At 62.4% G+C, this 24,668-nt stretch carries 19 protein-coding genes and 1 other RNA gene; 10 read left to right on the top strand and 10 right to left on the bottom strand.

Annotation, left to right across the window (positions count from 1 at the left end; translation table 11 throughout):
• The first annotated feature begins 41 nt into the window (after positions 1 to 41).
• On the top strand, positions 42 to 275 hold the full coding sequence (locus CAG46_RS27715; protein WP_256575049.1) for a hypothetical protein: 234 nt from the start codon (positions 42 to 44) through the stop codon (positions 273 to 275).
• Positions 276 to 486: 211 nt separating this feature from the next.
• Here CAG46_RS27715 and CAG46_RS04635 read toward each other — a convergent pair whose 3' ends face one another.
• The 7 genes from CAG46_RS04635 to CAG46_RS04605 all read right to left on the bottom strand — a co-directional run bounded on the left by CAG46_RS04635 (position 487) and on the right by CAG46_RS04605 (position 10,358).
• Positions 487 to 1,203, bottom strand: coding sequence for an HNH endonuclease (locus tag CAG46_RS04635; protein ID WP_085614494.1), 717 nt, complete (start codon positions 1,201 to 1,203; stop codon positions 487 to 489).
• 110 nt (positions 1,204 to 1,313) lie between these two features.
• Positions 1,314 to 1,865, bottom strand: a complete 552-nt coding sequence (locus tag CAG46_RS04630) for a hypothetical protein (RefSeq protein WP_085614495.1) — start codon at positions 1,863 to 1,865, stop codon at positions 1,314 to 1,316.
• A 249-nt stretch (positions 1,866 to 2,114) separates the two neighbouring features.
• An RNA gene (gene ffs, locus CAG46_RS04625) (signal recognition particle sRNA small type) lies at positions 2,115 to 2,211 on the bottom strand.
• Positions 2,212 to 2,540: 329 nt separating this feature from the next.
• Positions 2,541 to 4,871 carry an NAD-dependent DNA ligase LigA gene (gene ligA, locus CAG46_RS04620; protein WP_025340021.1) on the bottom strand — a complete coding sequence of 777 codons (2,331 nt, stop codon included), beginning with the start codon at positions 4,869 to 4,871 and terminating at the stop codon, positions 2,541 to 2,543.
• A 239-nt stretch (positions 4,872 to 5,110) separates the two neighbouring features.
• Positions 5,111 to 6,001: a cell division protein ZipA gene (gene zipA, locus CAG46_RS04615; protein WP_015271153.1), complete on the bottom strand. Its 891-nt coding sequence runs from the start codon at positions 5,999 to 6,001 to the stop codon at positions 5,111 to 5,113.
• A 205-nt stretch (positions 6,002 to 6,206) separates the two neighbouring features.
• A complete protein-coding gene (gene smc / locus CAG46_RS04610; protein ID WP_085614496.1) occupies positions 6,207 to 9,695 on the bottom strand; it encodes a chromosome segregation protein SMC in 3,489 nt (1,162 codons plus the stop codon).
• 3 nt (positions 9,696 to 9,698) lie between these two features.
• The gene (locus CAG46_RS04605; protein ID WP_015271155.1) at positions 9,699 to 10,358 is read right to left on the bottom strand and encodes a GntR family transcriptional regulator; all 660 of its coding nucleotides are present in this window, start codon (positions 10,356 to 10,358) and stop codon (positions 9,699 to 9,701) included.
• A gap of 268 nt (positions 10,359 to 10,626) precedes the next feature.
• Between CAG46_RS04605 and xdhA the strand changes: the two genes are divergently transcribed.
• The 4 genes from xdhA to guaD all read left to right on the top strand — a co-directional run bounded on the left by xdhA (position 10,627) and on the right by guaD (position 16,804).
• Positions 10,627 to 12,081 carry a xanthine dehydrogenase small subunit gene (gene xdhA / locus CAG46_RS04600; RefSeq protein WP_025340024.1) on the top strand — a complete coding sequence of 485 codons (1,455 nt, stop codon included), beginning with the start codon at positions 10,627 to 10,629 and terminating at the stop codon, positions 12,079 to 12,081.
• Positions 12,074 to 14,473: a xanthine dehydrogenase molybdopterin binding subunit gene (gene xdhB, locus CAG46_RS04595; RefSeq protein ID WP_085614497.1), complete on the top strand. Its 2,400-nt coding sequence runs from the start codon at positions 12,074 to 12,076 to the stop codon at positions 14,471 to 14,473. Before xdhA ends, xdhB begins: the two co-directional genes overlap by 8 nt.
• Positions 14,474 to 14,643: 170 nt before the next feature.
• On the top strand, positions 14,644 to 15,489 hold the full coding sequence (gene xdhC / locus CAG46_RS04590; protein WP_085614498.1) for a xanthine dehydrogenase accessory protein XdhC: 846 nt from the start codon (positions 14,644 to 14,646) through the stop codon (positions 15,487 to 15,489).
• Between the two features lie 10 nt (positions 15,490 to 15,499).
• Positions 15,500 to 16,804 carry a guanine deaminase gene (gene guaD, locus CAG46_RS04585; RefSeq protein WP_085614499.1) on the top strand — a complete coding sequence of 435 codons (1,305 nt, stop codon included), beginning with the start codon at positions 15,500 to 15,502 and terminating at the stop codon, positions 16,802 to 16,804.
• Here the strand turns inward: guaD and aqpZ are convergent.
• Positions 16,801 to 17,499 (bottom strand): aquaporin Z, encoded by a 699-nt coding sequence (aqpZ, locus tag CAG46_RS04580; protein ID WP_025340028.1) that lies wholly within the window; start codon positions 17,497 to 17,499, stop codon positions 16,801 to 16,803. The genes guaD and aqpZ overlap by 4 nt on opposite strands.
• A 232-nt stretch (positions 17,500 to 17,731) precedes the next feature.
• A complete protein-coding gene (locus CAG46_RS04570; protein WP_003259493.1) occupies positions 17,732 to 18,487 on the bottom strand; it encodes a GntR family transcriptional regulator in 756 nt (251 codons plus the stop codon).
• A gap of 282 nt (positions 18,488 to 18,769) precedes the next feature.
• On the opposite strand from CAG46_RS04570, the gene CAG46_RS04565 reads away from it, so the two are divergent.
• On the top strand, positions 18,770 to 20,119 hold the full coding sequence (locus CAG46_RS04565; RefSeq protein WP_013973528.1) for an NCS2 family permease: 1,350 nt from the start codon (positions 18,770 to 18,772) through the stop codon (positions 20,117 to 20,119).
• 244 nt (positions 20,120 to 20,363) lie between these two features.
• Here CAG46_RS04565 and uraH read toward each other — a convergent pair whose 3' ends face one another.
• Entirely contained in the window at positions 20,364 to 20,717 is a 354-nt protein-coding gene (gene uraH / locus CAG46_RS04555) for a hydroxyisourate hydrolase (protein ID WP_003259496.1), read from the bottom strand.
• A 399-nt stretch (positions 20,718 to 21,116) separates the two neighbouring features.
• On the opposite strand from uraH, the gene puuE reads away from it, so the two are divergent.
• Genes puuE through CAG46_RS04535 form a run of 4 tightly spaced genes read left to right on the top strand, consistent with a single transcriptional unit; the run spans position 21,117 to position 24,506 of the window.
• Positions 21,117 to 22,043 carry an allantoinase PuuE gene (puuE, locus tag CAG46_RS04550; protein ID WP_025340029.1) on the top strand — a complete coding sequence of 309 codons (927 nt, stop codon included), beginning with the start codon at positions 21,117 to 21,119 and terminating at the stop codon, positions 22,041 to 22,043.
• Entirely contained in the window at positions 22,043 to 22,558 is a 516-nt protein-coding gene (gene uraD / locus CAG46_RS04545; RefSeq protein WP_025340030.1) for a 2-oxo-4-hydroxy-4-carboxy-5-ureidoimidazoline decarboxylase, read from the top strand. The genes puuE and uraD overlap by 1 nt, the downstream gene beginning before the upstream one ends.
• 56 nt (positions 22,559 to 22,614) lie before the next feature.
• Positions 22,615 to 23,118 (top strand): ureidoglycolate lyase, encoded by a 504-nt coding sequence (locus CAG46_RS04540; RefSeq protein ID WP_085614501.1) that lies wholly within the window; start codon positions 22,615 to 22,617, stop codon positions 23,116 to 23,118.
• A 59-nt stretch (positions 23,119 to 23,177) separates the two neighbouring features.
• A complete protein-coding gene (locus CAG46_RS04535) occupies positions 23,178 to 24,506 on the top strand; it encodes a urate hydroxylase PuuD (protein ID WP_013973534.1) in 1,329 nt (442 codons plus the stop codon).
• Positions 24,507 to 24,668: the final 162 nt, after the last annotated feature.

The following is a 24,668-nucleotide window of genomic DNA, read 5'->3' as shown; positions in this document are numbered from 1 at the left end:
ACTGACCTCGACCGAGGCTCAGTGGGGGAGCTTTTAATAACATGTTTCTCGTCATGCTGCTTATAGCTGCACATAAGAACTATGAAGACCGTCGCCGTCGTCAGGCTGAGGATATCGAGAATGCCAAAGCCAGAGATGTTTATAAAGGCCGACACGTCGATCAGGCACTTCATAACCGCATCAAAGAATGTCTGGATGCTGGTAAAAGCATCCGTAAGACTGCCGAGATTGTCGGCTATGCAGTATCTACTATGCAACGAGCGAAGACAGCGTAACGCAACTCAGGCGCCAGCCACGCCCTTGCCACTCAAGTCAAGGGCTAACGCCTCACTACCCCAACTTATTTCTGAATCAACAACGACTCCTATTACCCACCTCGCACTTTGCTTAGCACTTCAGAAAAGAATCTGAAATTATTTTCACCAGCAAAGAAGCCAAACGCATGCCGTAGTGCGGCAACTATTTCGCAGCGGAGTAATTCGTCCGTCAACTAAAGAAGCTCTTCTTAGCCTCTTCAATAGTAAGCCATCGCTTACTAGCAACCATAGCCCTATGCAGCAAACGATGACAGCTAGCACAGAGCAGCGCCACATCCTTGACTTTAGTTTTAATCTCACCAGTCACACTGAGAGGCACGATATGATGACATTCAAACATTGACTCCCTAATTTTCAGATCGACGTTAGAGCCATCAGTTTTACAGAGATCGCATGATAGTACCCCGACCTTTAGGCGACTGGCGATCAATTCTTTTCGTAGCTTTGCACTACGCTCACGCCGAATGTGCACCATGGTCGCGGCCTTACCCTCTGCAAACACCTCTTCATCATCAAAGTTGGGGAGAAGGTCGACAACCTCTAAACTATGGCGGATGAGACCGGCCAATTCACTTGTGAGCTGAGGCTCTTTACCAAATTCGGACCACACCTCCCGGTCAGTCTTTGAAGTATTGTTAAGGCCAACCCCAATATGAACCGCACGAAGATTTTGCAGCTTAAACGCCACACCATCCGGATTTCTGAAGGACGGCTGGCGAGCGGCCTGTGCATGGTGAGGGAATGATCTTAACTCTTCTGATAATTTACGAACCCTATCGTCAGTCGGACCCGGAATCTGACCATAACAACTCTGGTAAAGCTCCAAGGCGAGAATGACCTCATCCCGTGTCCAGCTTGGATTACCGTGCCCTTTAGTAACCGCCATACACAACTCCGTAAAGACTTACCAAAACGCCAACAGATCAAGCATACCACCCAATGCTGGGTACAGTAGCAGAGTATTAACGTGATCTGTTGATTGCGCGGCTAGGCGACTCAGAGCACGCCGTTATAGACTATTGGACTTTTATCAATTCCAACATCGTCACGGATAGCATTGAGAAGACAAAGAGCTTTGACACGGACCGTAGCCCATTCGTAGCTGACAGTTCCGTTGGCAATTTGTAGAAGGAGATCAATCAGATCATCTTGGGCGTCCATAACAGATTGAGGTGCCAGCATTGCGAGATACCCATAAACCCTAAGTCGTTGCTCATTGAACTCATCGAAGCGGGCCCCAGCTTCATTGGCCACCAATCTCCCACTTTCGTGAGAGTCAAGCGAGGCAAGCAGTAGGGCGACCACTTCTATAGCTGCACGATATGTAAGTAATTTGTCGTTTTGGAAGCGAAGGGTGGTCTGCATAACAACGTCGAGCTCTCGCTTGGTCGACTCAAGCTGAGCAGCAAGTAGATGTGTCTGTTTGGCCAACATTTTTTCGGCCCAAATTCTCCCGAACCAAGTGGACAGACCCAGCACTACTACGCCACCACCTCCGATTGACAGGAGGCCGGCAGAGAAAATTTTGAAGGCATCTTCCCAAGTCATAGGCAGCACCATCGAGCCAAAAGCTAAGTATGGTTGAAATCAGGACCACCCAAGGAAGGCTCTTTAGAATCTGAAGGAAATGACTGCGAATGCATTCCGACCTCACGAACGGAGGGGCTTGGAGACAAGAAATTCGATGATAGAATGCCAAGCACAGTGCACCACTTAGGTGTACCTAAACGCTGTCACACTTCGAGATTTTTGAGCAAGAAACCCTTGAGAACTCAAAGGGTTGCGTAATGGAGGCGGCCCCACCAGCCACACCCCGGCACTCGATGTTCCCGCTATGGCTGCTCCCTTCCGGGCCTGACCAGGTTAACGGGTAATCAATGCGGGGGGACCGATGGGGCCACCACTACAAGGCTCGCTGAACAGCGAGTGGCGCCATTGTACCGGTCTTGGGGGCAGATACAACCTCTGGAGGAGAAAAAGTCATCATTTCTCAATGACTTGTCCGGGTCGGGGTGGCCTGGAGCTGCCAAATAGCGGGTGAACCCGCTCCTACAGGGTTAGCGCTGACAGCAAGACCAGCGCAGGACCTGTGGGAGCGGGCGTGTCGAGGCGTCGAACCGCCGCGAAGCAGGCGCCGCGGTGGATGGCACGGGCTTCGCCCGTGTTCGCGGGCATGCCCGCTCCCACAAGGACCGCGCAAGCCACAGGGGATTGCGCAGGGCGTTAGACAGCGATGCCCTGCTCGCCCAGGAAGGTGACGAAGGCATCTTCATCAAGTACCTTCACCCCCAACTCGCTGGCCTTGGCCAGCTTGGACCCCGCCCCCGGCCCCGCCACCACGCAGTGGGTCTTGCCGGAAACCGAACCCGCAACCTTGGCCCCAAGGCTTTCCAGCTTTTCCTTGGCGATATCACGACTCATGCGCTCCAGGGTGCCGGTCAGCACCCAGGTCTGGCCGGCCAGCGGCAAGCCTTCGGCGACTTTCTTCTCGCTGCTCCAGTGCATGCCGAACGCCAGCAACTGTGCCTCGATGTCCCGGGCCAGTTTCTGATTGGCTTCATCCTTGAAGAACTCGCGCACGGCTTCGGCCTGCTTGGCCGCCAGGGCCTGGCGCAGGTCGATACCGTCGGCGGCGATGATCTTGTCCAGGCTGTCGAGCTTGGCCACCAGCTTCTCGGCACCGGTCGGGCCAACCGAGGCGATGTCGAGCTTGGCGATCATGCCGGCCAGGGTGGTGCTGGCGGCGAATTCGGCAGCCAGCTCGCCTTCGTCCTGCAGTTGCATGCCGCTGTCGAGCAACTGCTTGATGACCTTGCGGTTGTGCTCGTCCTCGAAGAAGTTGTGGATCTCGTACGCCACCTCCAGGCCGATGTCCGGCAGGTAGGTGAGCACTTGCGGCAGCGCTTGCTGCACGCGCGCCAGGCTACCCAGCGAGCGGGCCAGCACCTTGGCGGTCTCCTCGCCTACGTCCGGGATGCCCAGGGCGTAGATGAAGCGCGCCAGGCCCGGGCGCTTGCTGGCTTCGATGGCATCCAGCAGCTTCTTGCTGGACACTTCGGCAAAACCTTCCAGGCCGACGATCTGGTCGAATTCCAGCTTGTACAGGTCGGCCGGCGAGCCGATCAGGCCTTCGTCCACCAGCTGCTCGACGCTCTTCTCGCCCAGGCCGTCGATATCCATGGCGCGGCGTGACACGTAGTGGATGATCGCCTGCTTGAGCTGGGCGCCACAGGCCAGGCGACCGACGCAGCGGTACACCGCGCCCTCGCTGGTGGTTTCCTTGCCCTTGCTACGCTTGACCAGCTGGGTACGCTCGACCTGCGAGCCGCATACCGGGCATTCGCTAGGCACCTGCACCGGGCGCGCATCTTCCGGGCGGCGCTCCAGCACCACCTGCATCACCTGCGGAATCACGTCACCGGCGCGGCGGATGATCACCGTGTCGCCAATGCGCAGGCCCAGGCGGGCGATTTCGTCCATGTTGTGCAGGGTGGCGTTGGACACGGTCACACCGGCGACCTTGACCGGCTTCAGGCGTGCCACGGGCGTTACCGCGCCGGTGCGGCCGACCTGGAACTCGACATCCAGCACCTCGGTCAGCTCTTCCATGGCCGGGAACTTGTGGGCGATCGCCCAGCGCGGCTCACGGGCGCGGAAGCCCAGTTCGCGCTGGGCAGCCAGGCTGTTGACCTTGAACACCACGCCGTCGATTTCGTAGGGCAGGCTGTTGCGTCGCTCGCCGATGTCGCGGTAGTAGGCCAGGCATTCTTCGATGCCAGCGGCATGCTTGAGTTCGCGGCTGATCGGCAGGCCCCAGGCCTTGAGCTGCTCGAGGATGCCGATGTGGCTGTCGCCGATGCTCGCGGACACCTGGCCGACACCATAGCAGCAGAATTCCAGCGGGCGGCTGGCGGTGATTTTCGAATCCAGCTGACGCAGGCTGCCGGCGGCGGCGTTGCGCGGGTTGGCGAAGGTCTTGCCACCGGCTTCGGCCTGGGCGGCGTTGAGCCGATCGAAACCGGCCTTGCTCATGTACACCTCGCCGCGCACCTCCAGTACCGCCGGCCACCCCTCGCCTTGCAGCTTGAGCGGGATGTTGCGCACGGTACGCACGTTGGCACTGATGTCTTCGCCAGTGGTGCCGTCGCCACGGGTGGCGCCCTGCACCAGCTGGCCGTCGCGGTACAACAAGCTTACGGCCAGGCCGTCGAGCTTGGGTTCGCAGCTGTAGTCGACCGCACCGGGCTGGTCGAGGCCGTCTACCACGCGGCGGCCGAACTCACGCAGGTCGGCTTCTTCGAAGGCGTTGCCCAGGCTGAGCATGGGCACTTCGTGGCGTACCTGGCTGAACGCGGCCAGGGCTTCGCCACCAACGCGCTGGGTGGGCGAGTCGGGGGTTACCAGGTGCGGGTGTTCGGCTTCAAGCGCCTTGAGCTCGTTGAACAGGCGGTCGTATTCGGCATCGGGCACGCTTGGCTCATCGAGCACGTAGTAGCGGTAGTTGTGCTGGTCGAGCTCGGCACGCAGTTCGTGGATACGGGTTTCGGCGGTCATGGGATTTGTCTTCTCTTGCAAAGCAAAAGAGCAGACTGGGGGTGGGTGCCGGGGGCTTGAGGTATTTATTGCCTGTGCCGGCCTCTTCGCGGGTAAACCCGCTCCCACAGGGACATCACAGCCCTTGAGGTTTGTGGTGTCCCTGTGGGAGCGGGTTTACCCGCGAAGAGGCCGGCACAGGCGATAACAACACCCGAACCGACCAGCACGCCCTCAGGCTGCTCTTTCGTCTGGATCTGTCAGCGCTTCTGGGTCAGCGCACGGCGCTCGAACTCGACGATGCGCTGGCGGTAGTGCTCGATGGTCTGGGCGGTCAGCACGCTGCGCTGGTCGTCCTTGAGCTCACCGTTCAGTTCGTGCGCCAGCTTGCGCGCCGCAGCCACCATCACGTCGAAGGCCTGCTTCGGATGACGTGGGCCCGGCAGGCCGAGGAAGAAGCTCACCGCGCGGGTGCTGAAGTGGTCGATGTCGTCCAGGTCGAACACGCCGGGCTTGACGGCGTTGGCCATGGAGAACAGCACCTCGCCGTGACCGGCCATGCTCTCGTGACGGTGGAAGATGTCCATTTCGCCGAAGCGCAGGCCGCTTTCCAGAATGTTCTGCAGCAGCGCCGGGCCCTTGAAGCCACCCTCGTCGCGGGAGATGACGCTGATCACCAGCACTTCCTCGGCCGGCGGCAGCTCCTTGACGCTGCTGCTGGCAGGCGCCGCACCGTTGCTGCGGGTGTTTTCCGCGGCAAAGTCGTCATCGCTGTCGGCAAACAGGTCGGGCTCGCGTGGCTCGGCGCTCAGGTTCAGGTCGCCCTGCTGTGCATCCGCAGCAGCGGTGGCGCGCTTGCCGCGCTTGGCAGCCTTGGCCGGCTTGGGCTCACGCTCGCGATCACGCGCAGAAGCACTGAGCGACGGCAGGTCGCTTTCGTCCAGCTCAGGCTCCTTGTGGGTATCCAGCACCCGCGAAGGGCCAAGCACTTCGGCATTGCCCTCTTCGTCCGGCAGGTTGGAATAACTGCGATCCAGACGGAATTTCAACTTGCCTTTCCCGCCGCGCATGCGGCGCCAGCCGTCGAAAAGAATCCCGGCAATGACAATGATGCCGATGACGATCAGCCACTCGCGCAGACCGATTTCCATGTAATCCCGTGCCTCTATAAAAATATGCTTGAAAACAAAGGGTTCAAAGCCCTTTAACACGTGGCGCCAACTCTATGTTCTGACAGGCGTTTTACCCACGCAAAAAACGAGTGACATTAAGCTAGCACGACCAAAGACAACTTTACACCGTCTGTCGCACATGGCGGGGGCATTTCGCTACGGAATATGCCCTTATCGTCGAGCATCAGGCATCGACCATGGCCATGGCCTCCTCCACATCGACGGCAACCAGACGTGAACAGCCCGGTTCATGCATGGTCACCCCCATCAATTGATCCGCCATCTCCATGGCAATCTTGTTATGGGTGATGTAGATGAACTGCACGCTTTCACTCATTTCCTTGACCAGACGGGCGTAGCGCCCGACGTTGGCATCGTCCAGCGGCGCGTCGACTTCGTCGAGCATGCAGAACGGTGCGGGGTTCAACTTGAAGATGGCAAACACCAGCGCCAATGCGGTCAGTGCCTTCTCGCCGCCGGACAGCAGATGGATGGTGCTGTTCTTCTTGCCCGGTGGCCGCGCCATGATCGTTACCCCTGTATCGAGTAGATCTTCGCCCGTCAGTTCCAGATAAGCGCTGCCACCACCGAAAACTTTTGGGAAAAGTGCCTGTAATCCGGCATTTATCTGATCAAAGGTATCCTTGAAGCGGTTGCGGGTTTCCTTGTCGATCTTGCGAATGACGTTTTCCAGGGTCTCCAGGGCTTCGACCAGGTCGGCGTCCTGGGCGTCCAGGTAGCGCTTGCGCTCGGACTGCTGCTCGTACTCTTCGATGGCCGCCAGGTTGATCGCCCCCAGGCGCTGGATACGCGCCTCGAGCTGCTCCAGCTCCTGTTCGGTGCCCTGCTCGCTGGCCTCGGCCTCCAGGGTGGCGAGCACGCCTTGCAGGTCGTAGCCATCGGCCAGCAACTGCTCCTGCAAGGTCTTGCGCCGCACATCCAGGCCCTGGCACTCCAGGCGCAGCTGCTCCAGCTGGCCACGCAGCAACTGGGCCTGCTGCTCGGCCTGGGTACGACGCTTTTCGGCGTCACGCAGTTCGCGGTCGGCTTCGTCCATGTGCAGGCGGGCCTGGCGCATTTCCTCGTCGACGCTCATGCGCCGCTCCAGCAGCTCTTCCAGCTTCAGGCGCAGTTCTTCCTGTGGGGCCTCGCCCTCCTCCAGGTTCAGGCTCAGTTGCTCCTGGCGCTCGGTCAGGCGCGCGGCCTGCTGCTCCAGGCGCTCCAGGGCCTGGCGGGTGGAATCATGCTGCGCGCGCAGCGAGCCCAGGCGCACAGCCAGCTGGTGAGCGTGATCCTTGTGCTGGCGGGCCTCCTGGCGCACGCGATCGAGGCTTTCGCGCAGGGTGTCGCGGCGAGCCATCAACTGCTCGCGCTGCTCGGTGTCCTGGGCCATCAGCTCCAGGGCTTCCTGCAGCAGCAGGCGGGCTTCGCCCAGCTGCTCATGCTCCAGGGCGCGCTGTTCTTCCAGTTCGGTCAGCTCTTCCTGCAGGCGCCGGCGGCGCAGCTCGACCTGCTCGGCACGTGCGCGGCCAGCCGACAGGTTGGCCTTCAGCTCGCCATGCAGGCGGTTTTCTTCCTGGGTGCGACGGCGCAGTTGTTCACGCTGTTCTTCAAGGTCCAGCTGCTGCTCGCGCAGGGCCTGCAGTTGCTGTTCCAACTGCTCCAGCGCCGCTTCCTGCTCCAGTTGCTCCTGGCCCAGGCGCTCGATCTCCTGGCCACGCGCTAGCACGCCGCCTTCGGCTTCGCCGCCACGGCGCACCCGCAGGAAGTGTCGGCCAACCCAGTAGCCATCGCGGCTGACCAGGCTCTGGCCTTCGCCGAGCGAGGCGCGCTGCGCCAGTGCCTGGGCAAGGTCCTCCACGGGTTTGACCTGGCCCAGCCAGGGCGCCAGGTCGACACGGCCTTCGACCTTTTCCAGCAGGCTGCCGGGCAGCGACGAGCCGGTACCGCTCGCCAGCAGCAAGCGCAACTCGCCCTGCTCCAGGCCGGCAAAATCGAGGTTAGTGAAGTCGTCCACCAGTACAGCCTGCAGGTCGGCGCCAAGCACGGTTTCTACCGCAAGCTCCCAGCCCGGCTCGACCCGCAACCCTTCAGCCAGCCGCGGCTGTTGCTCCAGGCCTTGGCCCTGCAGCCAGTGCGCAGCACCTGCACCCGGCTCCAGGGCGGCCTGCTGCAAGGCTTCGAGCGAGGCCAGGCGGCCACCCAGGCGTTGCAGGTCGCCCTGCGCCTGCTGTTGGGCTTGGGTGGCCTGCTGCAGTTGCTCACGCGCGCCTTCCAGGCGCTCGACCACCTGTTCTTCCGACAACTGCAACTCTTCCAGCAACATTTCGCTGCTGGCCAGCTGCTCGGCCAGTTCGAGCATGGCCGCATCCTGCGGGTCGCTGCCCAGCAGCTCACGCTCCTCACCCAGCTTGCGCTGGCGCTCGGCCTGGCGTTCCAGGCTGGCCTCCAGCTGTTGCAGGCGCGCCTGCTGCACTTCGGCCTGGCGGCGCGGCTCGGCGGAACGGCTGTTGAAGCTGTCCCACTGCTCCTGCCAGCCGTGCATGCCCAGCTCGGCCTCTTCAAGGGCGGCAGTGGCTTCTTCGGCAGCGGCCAAGGTCATTTCCTGTTCGGGTTCGAGCATGGCCAGCTCTTCGCCCAAGGTAGCCAGCAGGGTACGGTCGTGGCCCAGGTGCGACTCGGTTTCCAGGCGCGTGCGCTCGGCTTCCTTGAAGTCATCCTGCAACTGGCGCAGGCGCTGCTGGCCGTGCTGGATGCTCTGCTCGACCCGGGCGATGTCACCGGCCACCGAGTAGAAACGGCCCTGCACCTGGTTGAAGCGTTCGGACAATTCGTGATGGCCATCGCGCAGGCGCTCGATGCTGGCATCGGCATTGCGCTGCTCGGCCACCAGCGCCTCATGGGACACATCCTGGTCGCCGATCACCGCCTCGCGCTGGCGCACCCGGTCGTCCAGGTCGCGCCAGCGCAAGGCCGACAGGCGTGCCTTCAGCTGGCGTTCCTGGGCCTTGTATTCGCGGTACTTCTCGGCCGCCTGGGCCTGCCGGTGCAGGCGCTCCAGCTGGCGCTCCAGCTCTTCGCGCAGGTCGGTCAGGCGCGCCAGGTTTTCCTGGGTGCGGCGGATGCGGCTCTCGGTTTCACGGCGGCGTTCCTTGTACTTGGAAATGCCGGCGGCTTCCTCGATGAAGTTGCGCAGCTCCTCGGGCTTGGCCTCGATCAGCTTGGAGATCATGCCCTGTTCAATGATCGAGTAGCTGCGCGGCCCCAGGCCGGTACCGAGGAAGATGTCGGTGATATCGCGCCGGCGGCACTTGGTGCCGTTGAGGTAGTAGCTGTTCTGCCCGTCGCGGGTGACCTTGCGGCGGATCGAGATCTCGGCGTAGGCGGCATATTCGCCGACCAGGGTGGTTTCGCTGTTGTCGAACACCAGCTCGATGCTGGCCTGGCTGACCGGCTTGCGGCCACTGGAGCCGTTGAAGATGACATCGGTCATCGACTCGCCGCGCAGGTTCTTCGCCGAACTCTCGCCCATCACCCAGCGCACGGCATCGATGATGTTGGATTTGCCACAGCCGTTGGGGCCGACCACGGCCGCCATGTTGCTGGGGAAGTTGACCGTGGTCGGGTCGACGAACGACTTGAACCCGGCCAGGCGAATGCACTTCAGGCGCATCGGTCAGCCTCGGGCCAACGCCGCCAGCACCAGTTCGCAACTGCGCTGGCCATAGGCGGTGAGCACCTCGCGAATGCGCGGCAGGTCACGGGCGATCACGGCGTCGAGCAGGCGGGCGAACAGGTCCAGGTAATCGATCATGTTGGCCTGGCGCTGGTCCAGCGACAGGTAGTAGGCACGGCTCATCGCCGGCTGCAGGTTTTCCACGGTTTCCTGCAGGAACGGGTTGTCGGCGAACGGATAGGCCGCCCGCATGACCGCGAAGCTGTCGGCGACGAAGGCCTTGATGTCCAGCTGGTCATGGGCCCGCTGCAGGCGCTGCTGGATCTCCAGGAACGGGCGCAGGTCGGCATCGGTGCGCCATTTTTGCGCAACCGCGTTACCCAGCAGGATGTAGAACTCGCCCATCAGTGCGCACAGGCTGCGCACACTGCGCTCGTCGAGCTCGGTCACATGGGCACCCCGGCGCGGCAGGATCGCCACCAAGTGGCGGCGTTCGAGGATCAGCAGCGCCTCGCGCACCGAGCCGCGGCTGACGTTGAGAGCCTGGGTGACCTTCTGCTCCTGGATACGCTCGCCTGGCGCCAGCTCGCCGCGGATGATGCGTTCGGCCAGGTAATCGGCAATCTGCTCGGAGAGGCTGTCCGGGGCCTTGAACGTCATGGTTTTCCTTCAAAATCATTGAACTGGGCACAAGGAGCGGATTGTAGCGTACTTGGCCGGTAATCGCGCAGAGGGGCCTGGCGGTTTATTTGACCTGCAAGGCATCCAGGCGCCCGGCGCGATCTATGCTTGGGATATGGGCAATGTGTGCGGCCGGGCTTGGACATGAGCAATTTCTTGACCTTTGAGTCAGAAAAATATTGACCAGCTGGACAGCTCTTGCTTAGAGTCCGCCCAACAACAATAAAACCATTGCGAGGCCATCCCCGTGATTCAGTTTCTCGTCAACCAGGAGCTGCGTAGTGAGCATGCCCTGGACCCGAACATGACGGTGCTGCAGTACCTGCGCGAGCACCTGGGCAAACCTGGCACCAAGGAGGGCTGCGCCAGTGGTGACTGCGGCGCCTGCACCGTGGTGGTCGGCGAACTGACCCAGGACGACCAGGGCAACGACAGCCTGCGCTACCGCAGCCTCAACTCCTGCCTGACCTTCGTTTCGTCGCTGCACGGCAAGCAACTGATCAGCGTCGAAGGCCTCAAGCACCAGGGCCAGCTGCACAGCGTGCAACAGGCCATGGCCGATTGCCATGGCTCGCAGTGCGGCTTCTGCACCCCCGGCTTCGTCATGTCGCTGTTCGCCCTGCAGAAGAACAGCAGCGGCCCCGACCTGCACCAGGCCCAGGAAGCCCTGGCCGGCAACCTGTGCCGCTGCACCGGCTACCGGCCGATCCTCGACGCCGCCGAGCAGAGCTGCCGCCAGCCTTGCCGCGACCAGTTCGATGCCCAGCAGGCACAGACCATCAGCCGCCTCAAGGCCATTGCGCCAACCCAGACCGGCGAGCTGAACAGCGGCGACAAGCGCTGCCTGGTACCACTGACCGTGGCCGACCTGGCCGACCTGTACAGCTCGCACCCCGAGGCGCGGCTGCTGGCCGGCGGCACCGACCTGGCCCTGGAAGTCACCCAGTTCCACAAGACCTTGCCGGTGATGATCTACGTCGGCCATGTGGCCGAGCTCAAGCGCATCGAGAAAACCGCCAGCCACCTGGAAATCGGCGCCGCCACCCCGCTCACCGACTGCTACGGCGCACTGAACGAGGAATACCCGGACTTCGGCGCCCTGCTGCACCGCTTCGCTTCGCTGCAGATCCGCAATCAGGGCACCCTGGGCGGCAATATCGGCAACGCTTCGCCAATCGGCGACTCGCCACCCCTGCTGATTGCCCTGGATGCGCAGATCGTCCTGCGCCAGGGCGAGCGCCAACGGGTGATGCCACTGGAAGACTACTTCATCGACTACCGCATTACTGCCCGCCAGGACAGCGAGTTCATCGAGAAGATCATCGTGCCGCGCGCCACCAGCGATTGGGCGTTCCGCGCCTATAAAGTCTCCAAGCGCCTGGACGATGATATTTCCGCCGTGTGCGGCGCCTTCAACCTGAGCATCGAAGACGGCGTGGTCAGCGGTGTGCGCATCGCCTTCGGCGGCATGGCGGCAATCCCCAAACGGGCCCGTGCCTGCGAAGCGGCGTTGCGTGGCAAGCCGTGGAATCAGGCTGCCATCGAGCGTGCCTGCCAGGCCCTGGCGGAAGACTTCACCCCGCTCAGCGACTTCCGCGCCAGCAAGGAATACCGCCTGCTGACCGCGCAGAACCTGCTGCGCAAGTACTTCATCGAACAGCAAACGCCGTACATCGAAACCCGGGTGACCGCTTATGTCTAACCATCACGTAGCCAAGAGCCAGGCCGAGATGGCCGAACTGTTCAGCCAGGACCTGACCACCGGGGTCGGCCGCAGCGTCAAGCACGACAGCGCCGACAAGCATGTGTCCGGCGAGGCGGTGTACATCGACGACCGCCTGGAATTCCCCAACCAGCTGCACGTCTATGCACGCACCGCAGACCGCGCCCACGCGCGCATCCTGCGCATCGACACCACGCCGTGCTATGCCTTCGAGGGCGTGCGCATCGCCATCACCCACGAAGACATCCCCGGCCTCAAGGACATCGGCCCGGTGGTAGCCGGCGACCCGCTGCTGGCCATCGACAAGGTCGAGTTCTTCGGCCAGCCGGTGCTCGCCGTGGCCGCCCGCGACCTCGATACCGCACGCCGTGCGGCCATGGCCGCCATCGTCGAGTATGAAGACCTGGAGCCGGTGCTGGATGTGGTCGAAGCATTGCGCAAGAAGCACTTCGTGCTCGACAGCCACACCCACCAGCGTGGCGATTCCGCTGCTGCCCTGGCCAGTGCCCCGCACCGCATCCAGGGCACCCTGCACATCGGTGGCCAGGAGCACTTCTACCTGGAAACGCAGGTTTCCTCGGTGATGCCCACCGAAGATGGCGGCATGATCGTCTACTGCTCCACGCAAAACCCCACCGAAGTGCAAAAGCTGGTCGCCGAAGTACTCGACGTGCCAATGAACAAGGTGGTGCTGGACATGCGCCGCATGGGTGGCGGTTTTGGCGGCAAGGAAACCCAGGCCGCCAGCCCGGCGTGCCTGTGCGCCGTGGTCGCGCGCCTGACCGGCCAGCCGACCAAGATGCGCCTGCCACGGGTCGAAGACATGACCATGACCGGCAAGCGCCACCCGTTCTACGTCGAGTACGACGTGGGCTTCGACGACGACGGGCGCCTGCACGGCATCAACTTCGATCTGGCCGGCAACTGCGGCTACTCGCCCGACCTGTCCGGTTCGATCGTCGACCGCGCCATGTTCCACTCCGACAACGCCTACTACCTGGGCGATGCCACCGTGCACGGCCACCGCTGCAAGACCAACACCGCCTCCAACACCGCCTACCGCGGCTTCGGCGGCCCGCAGGGGATGGTCGCCATCGAGCAGGTGATGGACCACATCGCCCGCCACCTGGGCCGCGACCCGCTGGCGGTGCGCAAGGCCAACTACTACGGCAAGACCGAGCGCAACGTCACCCACTACTACCAGACCGTCGAGCACAACATGCTCGAAGAGATGACCGCCGAACTGGAAGCCAGCAGTGACTATGCCGAGCGCCGCGAGTCGATCCGCCGCTTCAACGCCAACAGCCCGATCCTGAAGAAGGGCCTGGCGCTGACCCCGGTCAAGTTCGGTATCTCGTTCACCGCCACCTTCCTCAACCAGGCCGGTGCGCTGATCCATATCTACACCGACGGCAGCATCCACCTGAACCACGGTGGCACCGAGATGGGCCAGGGCCTGAACACCAAGGTGGCGCAGGTGGTGGCGCAGATCTTCCAGGTCGATTTCAGCCGTATCCAGATCACCGCCACCAACACCGACAAGGTGCCCAACACCTCGCCGACCGCAGCCTCCAGTGGTGCCGACCTGAACGGCAAGGCGGCGCAGAACGCTGCCGAAATCCTCAAGAAGCGCCTGACCGAGTTCGCCGCGCGGCACTACCAGGTGACCGAGGAAGACGTCGAGTTCCGCAACGGCCATGTGCGCGTGCGCGACCAGATCGTCAGCTTCGAGCAGCTGGTGCAGCAGGCCTACTTCGCCCAGGTGTCGCTGTCCAGCACCGGCTTCTACCGCACGCCGAAGATCTACTACGACCGCAGCCAGGCACGTGGCCGGCCGTTCTACTACTTCGCCTTCGGCGCCGCTTGCGTGGAAGTGGTGGTCGACACCCTGACCGGCGAGTACAAGATGCTGCGTGCCGACATCCTGCACGATGTGGGTGATTCGCTGAACCCGGCCATCGACATCGGCCAGGTGGAAGGCGGCTTCATCCAGGGCATGGGCTGGCTGACCACCGAAGAACTGGTGTGGAACGCCAAGGGCAAGCTGATGACCAACGGCCCGGCCAGCTACAAGATCCCGGCAGTGGCCGACATGCCGCTGGATCTGCGGGTAAAGCTGGTGGAGAACCGCAAGAACCCGGAAGACACCGTGTTCCACTCCAAGGCCGTGGGCGAGCCGCCGTTCATGCTCGGCATCGCTGCCTGGTGCGCGATCAAGGACGCCGTGGCCAGCATCGCCGACTACCGCGTGCAGCCACAGGTGGATGCGCCGGCGACGCCGGAGCGGGTGTTGTGGGGTTGCGAGCAGATGCGCAAGGCAGTGGCTGCAGCGCAACATGCCGAGCCGGAGCTGGAAACCGTCACCCAGTAACACCGTCGCTCCGCTTTTTGTAGGAGCGGCCTTGTGTCGCGAAAGGGCCGCGCAGCGGCCCCAAAACTTGTACAGCAACATGGATTTCTGGGGCTGCTGCGCAGCCCTTTCGCGACACAAGGCCGCTCCTACACAAAGCGGACCGCGTTGTCCTGAAGAGGAATTGCATCATGCACCAATGGATCAACGCCCTCGCCGACCACCAGTCCCGTGGCGAAGCCTGCGTGCTGGTTACCATCATCGAGGAACGCGGCTCGACCCCGCGCAATGCCGGCTCGAAAATGGTCGTCAGCGCCAGCGGCCTGTTCGACACCATCGGCGGCGGCCACCTGGAATACAAGGCCCTGCACATCGCCCGGCAGATGCTCGAAGAGCACCGTAGCACCCCGCACCTGGAGCGCTTCAGCCTCGGTGCCAGCCTTGGCCAGTGCTGCGGCGGCGTCACGGTGCTGCTGTTCGAACCCATGGCCGCGGTGCAGGCGCAGATCGCGGTGTTCGGCGCGGGCCATGTCGGCCGGGCTCTGGTACCCTTGCTCGCCGCGCTGCCCTGCCGGGTGCGCTGGATCGATTCGCGCGAGCAGGAATTCCCTGCCCTGATCCCCGACGGGGTGACCAAGGTGGTCAGCGAGGAGCCGGTCGACGAAGTGGCAGACCTGCCGCCAGGCTGCTACTGCATCGTCATGACCCACAACCACCAGCTCGACCTGGAACTGACCGCCGCCATTCTCAAGCGCAACGACTTCACCTGGTTCGGCCTGATCGGCTCGAAGACCAAACGGGTCAAGTTCGAGCACCGCCTGCGCGAGCGCGGCTACGACGATGCCGTGATGGCGCGCATGCGCTGCCCGATGGGCCTGGCCGAGGTCAAGGGCAAGCTGCCCATCGAGATCGCCGTGTCCATCGCCGGTGAAATCATCGCCACCTACAACGCCTGCTTCGGCCAGCACGACGCTGCCGCCAATGCCGGCCCCATTGCCCAGTTGCTGCCGCCTTCCCGGCGCAGCCAAGCCATTTGACGAGTGTGTTATGACCGTTACCCGCAAAGCCTACCGTGCCGCCATCCTGCACAGCATCGCCGACCCGGCCGAGGTGGGCCTGGAGGCTTCCCATGAATACTTCGAGGACGGCCTGCTGGTAGTCGACGACGGCCGCATCCGCGCCGTAGGCCACGCCGCCGAACTGTTGCCGACCCTGGACGCCGATATCCCGGTCGAGCACTACCAGGACGCGCTGATCACCCCGGGCTTCATCGACACCCACATCCACTTCCCGCAGACCGGCATGATCGGCTCCTACGGCGAACAGCTGCTGGACTGGCTGAACACCTACACCTTCCCCTGCGAAAAGCAGTTCGCCGACAAGGGCCACGCCGACCAGGTGGCGAAGATCTTCCTCAAGGAATTGCTGCGCAACGGCACCACCACCGCCCTGGTGTTCGGCAGCGTGCACCCGGAATCGGTCAATGCCCTGTTCGAGGAAGCCGAGCGCCTGGACCTGCGCCTGATCGCCGGCAAGGTGATGATGGACCGCAACGCCCCGGACTACCTGACCGACACCGCCGAGTCCGGCTATGCCGAAAGCAAGGCACTGATCGAGCGCTGGCATGGCAAGGGCCGCCTGCATTATGCAGTCACCCCGCGCTTCGCCCCGACCAGTACGCCTGAGCAGCTGACGCTGGCAGGCCAACTGCTCAAGGAGCACCCGGGCGTGTACATGCACACGCACCTGTCGGAAAACCTCAAGGAAATCGATTGGGTCAAGTCGCTGTTCCCCGAGCAGAAGGGTTACCTGGACGTATACGACCACTTCGAGTTGCTGGGCGAACGCTCGGTATTCGCCCATGGCGTGCACCTGTGCGATGACGAATGCCAGCGCCTGGCCGAAACCGGCTCGGCCGTGGCCTTCTGCCCCACCTCCAACCTGTTCCTCGGCAGCGGCCTGTTCAACCTGCCGCAGGCCGAGCGCTTCAAGGTCAATGTGGGCCTGGGCACCGACGTTGGCGCCGGCACCAGCTTCTCGCTGCTCAACACCCTCAACGAAGCGTACAAGGTGATGCAGCTGCAGGGCGCGCGCCTGCACCCGTACAAGTCACTGTACCTGGCCACCCTCGGCGGCGCCCGCGCGCTGCGCCTGGACGACCGCATCGGCAGCCTGCGCCCGGGCAACGATGCCGACTTCGTGGTACTGGACTACAAGGCCACGCCACTGCTGGACTACCGCATCCAGCAGTCCAAAAGCATCGAGGAAACCCTGTTCGTGCTCACCACCCTCGGCGACGACCGCACCGTGCGTGAAACCTACGCCGCAGGGCGTTGCGTGCACCAGCGTTAAGGTTCTTTTGCCAGGCCCCGGTACAGTGCGCCGCCGATCGCAGCACCAATCAGCGGCGCCACCCAGAACAGCCACAGCTGTTGCAGGGCCCAGCCACCGACGAACAAGGCCGGCCCCGTGCTACGCGCGGGGTTGACCGAGGTATTGGTCACCGGGATCGAGATCAGGTGGATCAGGGTCAGGGCCAGGCCGATGGCGATCGGTGCAAAGCCCGCCGGTGCCCGGGCGTCGGTGGCGCCCATGATCACCACCAGGAACATCGCCGTCATCACTACTTCACTGACAAAGCCCGCCCCGAGCGTGTAGCCGCCGGGCGAGTGGTCGGCGTAGCCGTTCGAAGCCAATCCCGCAGACAGCTCGAAACCTGCCTTGCCGCTGGCAATGAGGTAGATCACACCTGCCGCCAGGATGGCGCCGATCACCTGGGCGATCACGTAGGGCAACAGCTCTTTGGCCGGGAAGCGCCCGCCCACTACCAGCCCGAACGACACGGCGGGGTTGAGGTGGCAGCCGGAGATATGGCCGATGGCGAAGGCCATGGTCAGCACGGTGAGGCCGAAGGCGAAGGCGACGCCGAGTACACCGATGCCGATGGGGGAACTGGCGGCGAGTACCGCACTGCCACAGCCGCCAAGCACCAGCCAGAAGGTGCCGAGAAGCTCGGCACCCATGCGTTTACCGAGGGACATGCTCATGAGTCCATTCCTCAAGAAGTTGAACGCAACGAATGCGCAAGCCCAACTGCTTGATGAAGGTTTGCTCACAAGAATTTAGCAGACCTTTGATCAATGACCAGACATGGCCGTGCTTCTTGTGGGAGCGGGTTTACCCGCGAAGAAGGCAACACGGTGTATGGCACCGGCTGCGCCGGTGTTCGCGGGTGAACCCGCTCCCACAACGGCGCACTACGTTCACTTAGGCAAACGATCAACCCTTGACCGACACCTTGGGCTTTTTCAGCAGATGCGAAAACACCGCATGCAGATCGTCCGAGGCACTCTCCTCGTCCAGGTTCAGCTTGCTGTCGATGTGGTCCATGTGGTGCATCATCAGGCTCACCGCCTGCTCGGCGTCGCGCGCCTCGATGGCATCGATCAGCTGCATGTGTTCGTCATACGAGCAATGCGAGCGGTTGCCGCTTTCGTACTGGGCAATGATCAGCGAGGTCTGCGACACCAGGCTGCGCTGGAAGCTGACCAACGGCGCATTACCTGCGGCCTCGGCCAGCTTGAGGTGGAATTCGCCGGAAAGACGAATGCCGGCACCGCGGTCGCCACGGGAGAAGCTGTCGCGCTCCTCGCGCACCATCTGCCGCAGCTCGTTGAGCTGCTCGAGGGTAGCGTGCTGCACGGCCAGTTCGGTGATGGCCCGTTCGACCATGCGCCGGGAGAAGAACACCTGGCGGGCCTCTTCCACCGTGGGGCTGGCCACCACCGCGCCGCGGTTCGGCCGCAACAGCACCACGCTTTCGTGGGCCAGGCGCGACAAGGCGCGGCGGATGATGGTGCGGCTGACGCCGAAGATCTCGCCCAGCGCTTCCTCGCTCAACTTGGTGCCCGGTGCCAGACGCTGCTCGAGGATCGCCTCGAAAATATGCGCGTAGACGATGTCGTCCTGGGTACCACTGCGGCCAGCCTTGCCGGTACGCGCAGGTTTCTTCAGAGGTTGCAGCTGTTCGTTCATGGGCTCTCGAGGCACGAAGGAAAGTATGGCGCCATTGTACACAGGCTGAGCCGTTTCTGCAGGTGGCCTTTTACCTATATAGCCGTTGTACGACGCATTGCGCACACAAAACATAAAACATTATTTGCATTCTTTGTACACAAAAGCATAATCCACCGAGCAACTTCTTGACCCACAAGTCAACAAACCGGTCAGACGTCTGCCTTCCCTCGCGGAGCCGCCAAGTGCATTGCTCAGGCCCCTGGCTCCATAACAACAAGAAAGACTTGAGGAGTACTCGCTGTGGAAAGCCGCAAATCCGAAGCCCCTACGCTGGATCTTGCCCCACCGCTCGAAACGAGCTGGCTGGAGCGGATTTTCAAACTCAAGCAACACGGCAGCACCGTCAGAACCGAAATGATCGCCGGGGTGACCACCTTCATCACCATGGCCTACATCATCTTCGTCAACCCCAACATCATGGCCGACGCCGGCATCGACCACGGTGCCGCCTTCGTCGCCACCTGCATCGCCGCCGCGCTGGGTTGCCTGCTGATGGGCCTGTACGCCAACTGGCCGGTAGGCCTGGCGCCGGGCATGGGGCTTAACGCCTTCTTCACCTACACCGTGGTCGGCACCATGGGCTACAACTGGGAAACGGCACTGGGCGCAGTCTTCGTCTCGGGTGTGCTGTTCATGTTCCTGACCTTGTCGAAAGTGCGCGAATGGTTGCTCAACAGCATCCCGGTCAGCCTGCGCCATGCCATGGGGGCCGGCGTCGGATTGTTTCTCGGGCTGATCGGCCTGAAGACGGCAGGCATCATCGTCGACAGCCCGGCCACGCTGATCAAGCTGGGCTCGCTGCATGAACCTGGGCCGCTGCTGGCCGCGGTGTGCTTCCTGCTGATCGCCATCCTCAGCTACAAGCGGGTATTCGGTGCGATCCTGATCAGCATCATTGGTGTCACCCTGGCCGGCTGGGGCCTGGGCCTGGTGAAATTCGGCGGGGTGATGTCGATGCCGCCAAGCCTGGCACCGACCTGGATGGCCATGGATGTGGCTGGCGTGTTCAACGTCAGCATGATCAGCGTGGTGCTGGCGTTCCTGTTCGTGCACATGTTCGACACCGCCGGCACCCTGATGGGCGTGGCGCAGCGGGCCAACCTGGTGGCACCGGACGGGCGTATCGAGAACCTGTCGAAGGCGCTGAAGGCTGACAGTGCTTCAAGTGTGTTCGGCGCCGTGGTCGGCGTGCCGCCGGTGACCAGTTATGTGGAAAGTGCTGCCGGTGTAGCCGCAGGTGGTCGTACCGGCCTCACTGCGGTGGTGGTCGGCCTGCTGTTCATCGCGGCGATGTTCTTCGCCCCGCTGGCCGGGATGATTCCGGCCTATGCCACCGCCGGTGCGCTGATCTACGTGGCGATGCTGATGATGGGCAGCATGGCGCATATCCACTGGGACGAAGCTACCGACAGCATTCCGGCGATCGTCACGGTGATCATGATGCCGCTGACTTTCTCGGTCGCCGACGGTATTGCCCTGGGCTTCATCAGCTATGTGGCATTGAAAGCAGGTACTGGCAAATACAAGGAAATCTCCGCCAGCCTGTGGGTGCTGTGCGCGATCTTCATTGCCAAGTTCGTGTTCCTCTGACCCCTGCTGCACCAACCAAGGGCGCCTCGGCGCCCTTTCTTTATTTCTACAGCCTGTACCGACCTCTTCGCGGGCTTGCCCGCTCCCACAGGATCACCACAGCCTTCAAACCCGGCGCCGTACCTGTGGGAGCGGGCAAGCCCGCGAAGAGGCCGGTGCAGGCGATACAAAAACAGCAGACGAAAAAAAGCCCGCCAGTGTGAGAGCGGGCCAAAGGACCTACGAAGATTCTTCTAGCGACCAACTAGCTTCCACGATAGGTCGAATAGCTGTACGGCGAGATCAGCAGCGGCACGTGGTAGTGCTCCTGCTGCTCGTCGATGCCAAAGCGCAGCACGACAACATCCAGGAACGCCTGGGCCGGCAGCTGTACACCGCGAGCGCGGTAGTAGTCGCCAGCGCTGAACTGCAACTGGTAGACGCCGGTACGGTAGTCGTCACCCTGCAGCAGCGGCGCGTCGACACGGCCATCGCTGTTGGTCAGGGCAGTGTTCACCAGCTCCAGCTGCTGGCCTTCGACACGGTACAGCTCGACCTTGATCGAGCTGCCCGGGCAGCCATGCGCGGCATCCAGTACGTGTGTGGTCAAACGTCCCATTGCTTGTCGCCTCTTGTTCAATCTGTGGGCAAAAAATACACGGCCATCATCACGCCAAAGGGCCTGAGATGTGCGGGAATGACGCCATTAAGACATTCCATCGCCAAATTGTACACAATTTTTTGAGCCCTTCTGTCGTACCTGCCGTTTCTTGCCCATAAACGACCCATCGGTCGCAAATACAGGCGCCGTAAAGACGCCAACGTCATTAGCTGACCAATCAGGCAGGTTTCTTGCACTGTTTTTCCAGGTCGCTGCGAGGCGACAAAAGGGAAGAAATGCGGAAAAACAGGCTTACAAAAGATTTCAGAAGTTGTATACAATCAGCCCATCCGGTGGTGCGACATACCGACGCGGCCCGCCCACCCCCCGCACTAACGCACAAGAAGGAAGACTGCAGTGAGCGCTGACTACCCTCGCGACCTGATCGGTTACGGCAACAACCCTCCTCACCCGCAATGGCCGGGCAACGCTCGCATCGCGCTGTCTTTCGTCCTCAACTACGAGGAAGGTGGCGAACGCAACATCCTGCACGGTGACAAGGAGTCCGAAGCATTCCTCTCGGAAATGGTCGCCGCCCAGCCACTGCAGGGCGTGCGCAACATGAGCATGGAATCGCTGTACGAATATGGCAGCCGCGCCGGTGTGTGGCGCCTGCTGAAGCTGTTCAAGGACAGCGGCGTGCCACTGACCATCTTCGCCGTGGCCATGGCCGCCCAGCGCCACCCCGACGTGATCCGCGCCATGGCCGAGGCCGGCCATGAAATCTGCAGCCACGGCTACCGCTGGATCGACTACCAGTACATGGACGAGGCCCAGGAGCGCGAGCACATGCTCGAAGCCATCCGCATCCTCACCGAAATCACCGGCGAGCGCCCGCTGGGCTGGTACACCGGCCGCACCGGCCCGAACACCCGTCGCCTGGTGATGGAGGAAGGTGGCTTCCTGTACGACAGCGACACCTATGATGACGACCTGCCCTACTGGGAGCCGAACAACTCTACCGGCAAGCCGCACCTGGTGATCCCCTACACCCTCGATACCAACGACATGCGCTTCACCCAGGTACAGGGCTTCAACTGCGGCGAGCAGTTCTTCCAGTACCTGAAGGACGCCTTCGATGTGCTGTACGCCGAAGGCGCCGAAGCACCGAAAATGCTGTCCATCGGCCTGCACTGCCGTCTGGTCGGCCGCCCGGCACGCCTGGCCGCACTGAAGCGCTTCGTCGACTACGCAAAAAGCCATGACCAGGTCTGGTTCGCCCGTCGCGTGGACATCGCCCGCCACTGGCACGCCACCCACCCGTACAAGAAAGAGAACGCCTGATGACCGCCTTCAACACCCTCAAGCCATCCGCCCTGGGCCGTGACGCCTTCGTCAAGGCATTCGCCGACATCTACGAGCACTCGCCGTGGGTAGCCGAAAAAGCCTACGACCTGGGCCAACTGGGCGAGCTGGACGAGATCGAGGCGCTGCACCAGCGCATGAGCGACATCCTGCTCAGCGCCAACCACGCCGACCAGCTGGCGCTGATCAACGCTCACCCGGACCTGGCCGGCAAGGCCGCCATCCAGGGCGAGCTGACCGAATCGAGCACCAACGAGCAGGCCGGCGCCGGTATTCACCAGTGCACCGCCGAAGAGTTCGCCCGTTTCACCGAGCTGAACGACGCCTACAAGGCCAAGTTCCAGTTCCCGTTCATCATGGCGGTAAAAGGCAGCAACCGGCACCAGATCCTCGCCTCCTTCGAAAAACGCATCCACAACGATGCCGATGCCGAATTCAAGGAAGCCCTGGCGCAGATCAACCTGATCGCCCTGTTCCGCCTGCTGCAGCTGTAAAGCCGCCGCAACGCTTGAGCCTTATCCAGAACAACGAACATAGAAGAGATATCCGCATGCGCACCCTGATGATCGAGCCCCTGACCAAAGAAGCCTTCGCCCCTTTCGGAGACGTGATCGAAACCGACGGCAGCGATCACTTCATGATCAACAACGGCTCGACCATGCGCTTCCACAAGCTCGCCACGGTCGAAACCGCCGAGCCTGAAGACAACGCGATCATCAGCATCTTCCGCGCCGACGCGCTGGACATGCCGCTGACCGTGCGCATGCTGGAACGCCATCCGCTGGGCAGCCAGGCTTTCATCCCGCTGCTCGGCAACCCCTTTCTGATCGTGGTCGCGCCAGTTGGCGATGCACCTGTATCAGGTTTGGTCCGAGCCTTCCGCAGTAATGGCAGGCAGGGCGTCAATTACCATCGCGGCGTCTGGCACCACCCGGTGCTGACGATCGAAAAGCGGGATGACTTCCTGGTGGTTGATCGCAGTGGTTCCGGCAACAACTGCGACGAGCATTACTTCACCGAGGAACAGATGCTGGTCCTCAATCCCCACCAATAAGAAAAGGTCGGTCATTCAAGGGCAATGCCCGAGCGGGTGACCGGCAAGAGGTACATACTGTGGAAGCACACCTTCACGAATGGCTGAACCTGAGCATTCGCTGGGTTCACATGATCACCGGTGTCGCCTGGATCGGTGCATCGTTCTACTTCGTCTGGCTGGAGAACCACCTGAACCGAAGCAACCCGCGCGATGGGTTGTCGGGTGATCTCTGGGCAATTCACGGCGGTGGTATCTACCACCTGGAGAAATACAAGCTCGCACCCCCGAAAATGCCCGAGAACCTGCACTGGTTCAAATGGGAAGCCTACTTCACCTGGATGTCCGGTATCGCCCTGCTGTGCGTGGTGTTCTACTGGAACCCGACCCTGTATCTGCTGGCCCCTGGCAGCACCCTTAGCGGTGCCGAAGGCGTGGCCATCGGTATCGGCTCGCTGATCGCCGGCTGGTTCATCTACGACTTCCTGTGCGACTCGCCCCTGGGCAAGAAGCCAGCGCTGCTCGGTGCTGTACTGTTCGTGCTGATCATCGCCGCGTGCTGGGGCTTCAGCCTGGTGTTCAGCGGCCGTGGTGCGTACCTGCACACCGGCGCGATCATCGGCACCATCATGGTCGGCAACGTGTTCCGCATCATCATGCCGGCCCAGCGCCAGCTGGTGGCTGCGATCGAGAACAACCAGACCCCCGACCCGGTACTGCCGGCCAAGGGCCTGCTGCGCTCGCGCCACAACAACTACTTCACCCTGCCGGTGCTGTTCATCATGATCAGCAACCACTTCCCGAGCACCTACGGTAGCCAGTACAACTGGCTGATCCTGGCCGGTATCGCAGTAGCCGCGGTCCTGATCCGCCACTACTTCAACACCCGCCACGACAGCAACAAGTACGCCTGGACCCTGCCGGTCGGCGCCCTGGCGATGATCTGCCTGGCCTACGTCACCGGTCCGAAACCGATGGCCGTCAGCCCTGAGCAAGCCGCGGCGAAGGTCGAGTACCAGCCACTGCCTGCAACCGCTGTAGGTGGCAAGACCGCTGCCGAGCAACGCGCCGAGGACGCCGCCAAGGCTGCCGCAGCGCCTGCCGCGCCGGCCGAAGCCCCTGCCCAGGCCACGGCCCAGGCTGGCGGCGAGAGCTTCGACAAGATCCACAATGTCATCCAGGAACGCTGCACCGTGTGCCACTCGTCCAAGCCGACCAGCCCACTGTTCAGCGCCGCCCCTGCCGGCGTGATGTTCGACACCCCGCAGCAGATCCAGGCCCAGGCCGCGCGCATCCAGGCGCAAGCGGTCGCCAGCCAGATCATGCCGCTGGGCAACATCACCCAGATGACCACCGAAGAGCGCAAGCTGGTCGGTGACTGGATCGCCAAAGGCGCCCCGGTCAACTGAAACACAATTGTCGGGATAACACCGCCCCCTGTGGGAGCGGGTTCACCCGCGAAGAGGCCGGCACTCCCGGCCTCTGTTTCAAGACATACGCAACAAGCAAGCATCGAGCGTTCAGCCTCAAGCGGGAACCTCAGGCTCTCTTAACCGGAAGCCTGCCGCCTG

Source organism: Pseudomonas sp. B23(2017) (assembly GCF_002113725.1).
GTDB lineage: Bacteria > Pseudomonadota > Gammaproteobacteria > Pseudomonadales > Pseudomonadaceae > Aquipseudomonas > Aquipseudomonas putida_Z.
Note: the sequence above shows the minus strand (reverse complement) of the source record. Positions and strands in the feature narration are given on the sequence as shown.

Coding starts and splice junctions, on each gene's coding strand:
- CAG46_RS27715 (WP_256575049.1), top strand. CDS start 42: ATGTTTCTCGTCATGCTGCTTATAGCTGCACATAAGAACTATGAAGAC.
- CAG46_RS04635 (WP_085614494.1), bottom strand. CDS start 1,203: ATGGCGGTTACTAAAGGGCACGGTAATCCAAGCTGGACACGGGATGAG.
- CAG46_RS04630 (WP_085614495.1), bottom strand. CDS start 1,865: ATGACTTGGGAAGATGCCTTCAAAATTTTCTCTGCCGGCCTCCTGTCA.
- ligA (WP_025340021.1), bottom strand. CDS start 4,871: ATGACCGCCGAAACCCGTATCCACGAACTGCGTGCCGAGCTCGACCAG.
- zipA (WP_015271153.1), bottom strand. CDS start 6,001: ATGGAAATCGGTCTGCGCGAGTGGCTGATCGTCATCGGCATCATTGTC.
- smc (WP_085614496.1), bottom strand. CDS start 9,695: ATGCGCCTGAAGTGCATTCGCCTGGCCGGGTTCAAGTCGTTCGTCGAC.
- CAG46_RS04605 (WP_015271155.1), bottom strand. CDS start 10,358: ATGACGTTCAAGGCCCCGGACAGCCTCTCCGAGCAGATTGCCGATTAC.
- xdhB (WP_085614497.1), top strand. CDS start 12,074: ATGTCTAACCATCACGTAGCCAAGAGCCAGGCCGAGATGGCCGAACTG.
- xdhC (WP_085614498.1), top strand. CDS start 14,644: ATGCACCAATGGATCAACGCCCTCGCCGACCACCAGTCCCGTGGCGAA.
- guaD (WP_085614499.1), top strand. CDS start 15,500: ATGACCGTTACCCGCAAAGCCTACCGTGCCGCCATCCTGCACAGCATC.
- aqpZ (WP_025340028.1), bottom strand. CDS start 17,499: ATGAGCATGTCCCTCGGTAAACGCATGGGTGCCGAGCTTCTCGGCACC.
- CAG46_RS04570 (WP_003259493.1), bottom strand. CDS start 18,487: ATGAACGAACAGCTGCAACCTCTGAAGAAACCTGCGCGTACCGGCAAG.
- uraH (WP_003259496.1), bottom strand. CDS start 20,717: ATGGGACGTTTGACCACACACGTACTGGATGCCGCGCATGGCTGCCCG.
- uraD (WP_025340030.1), top strand. CDS start 22,043: ATGACCGCCTTCAACACCCTCAAGCCATCCGCCCTGGGCCGTGACGCC.
- CAG46_RS04540 (WP_085614501.1), top strand. CDS start 22,615: ATGCGCACCCTGATGATCGAGCCCCTGACCAAAGAAGCCTTCGCCCCT.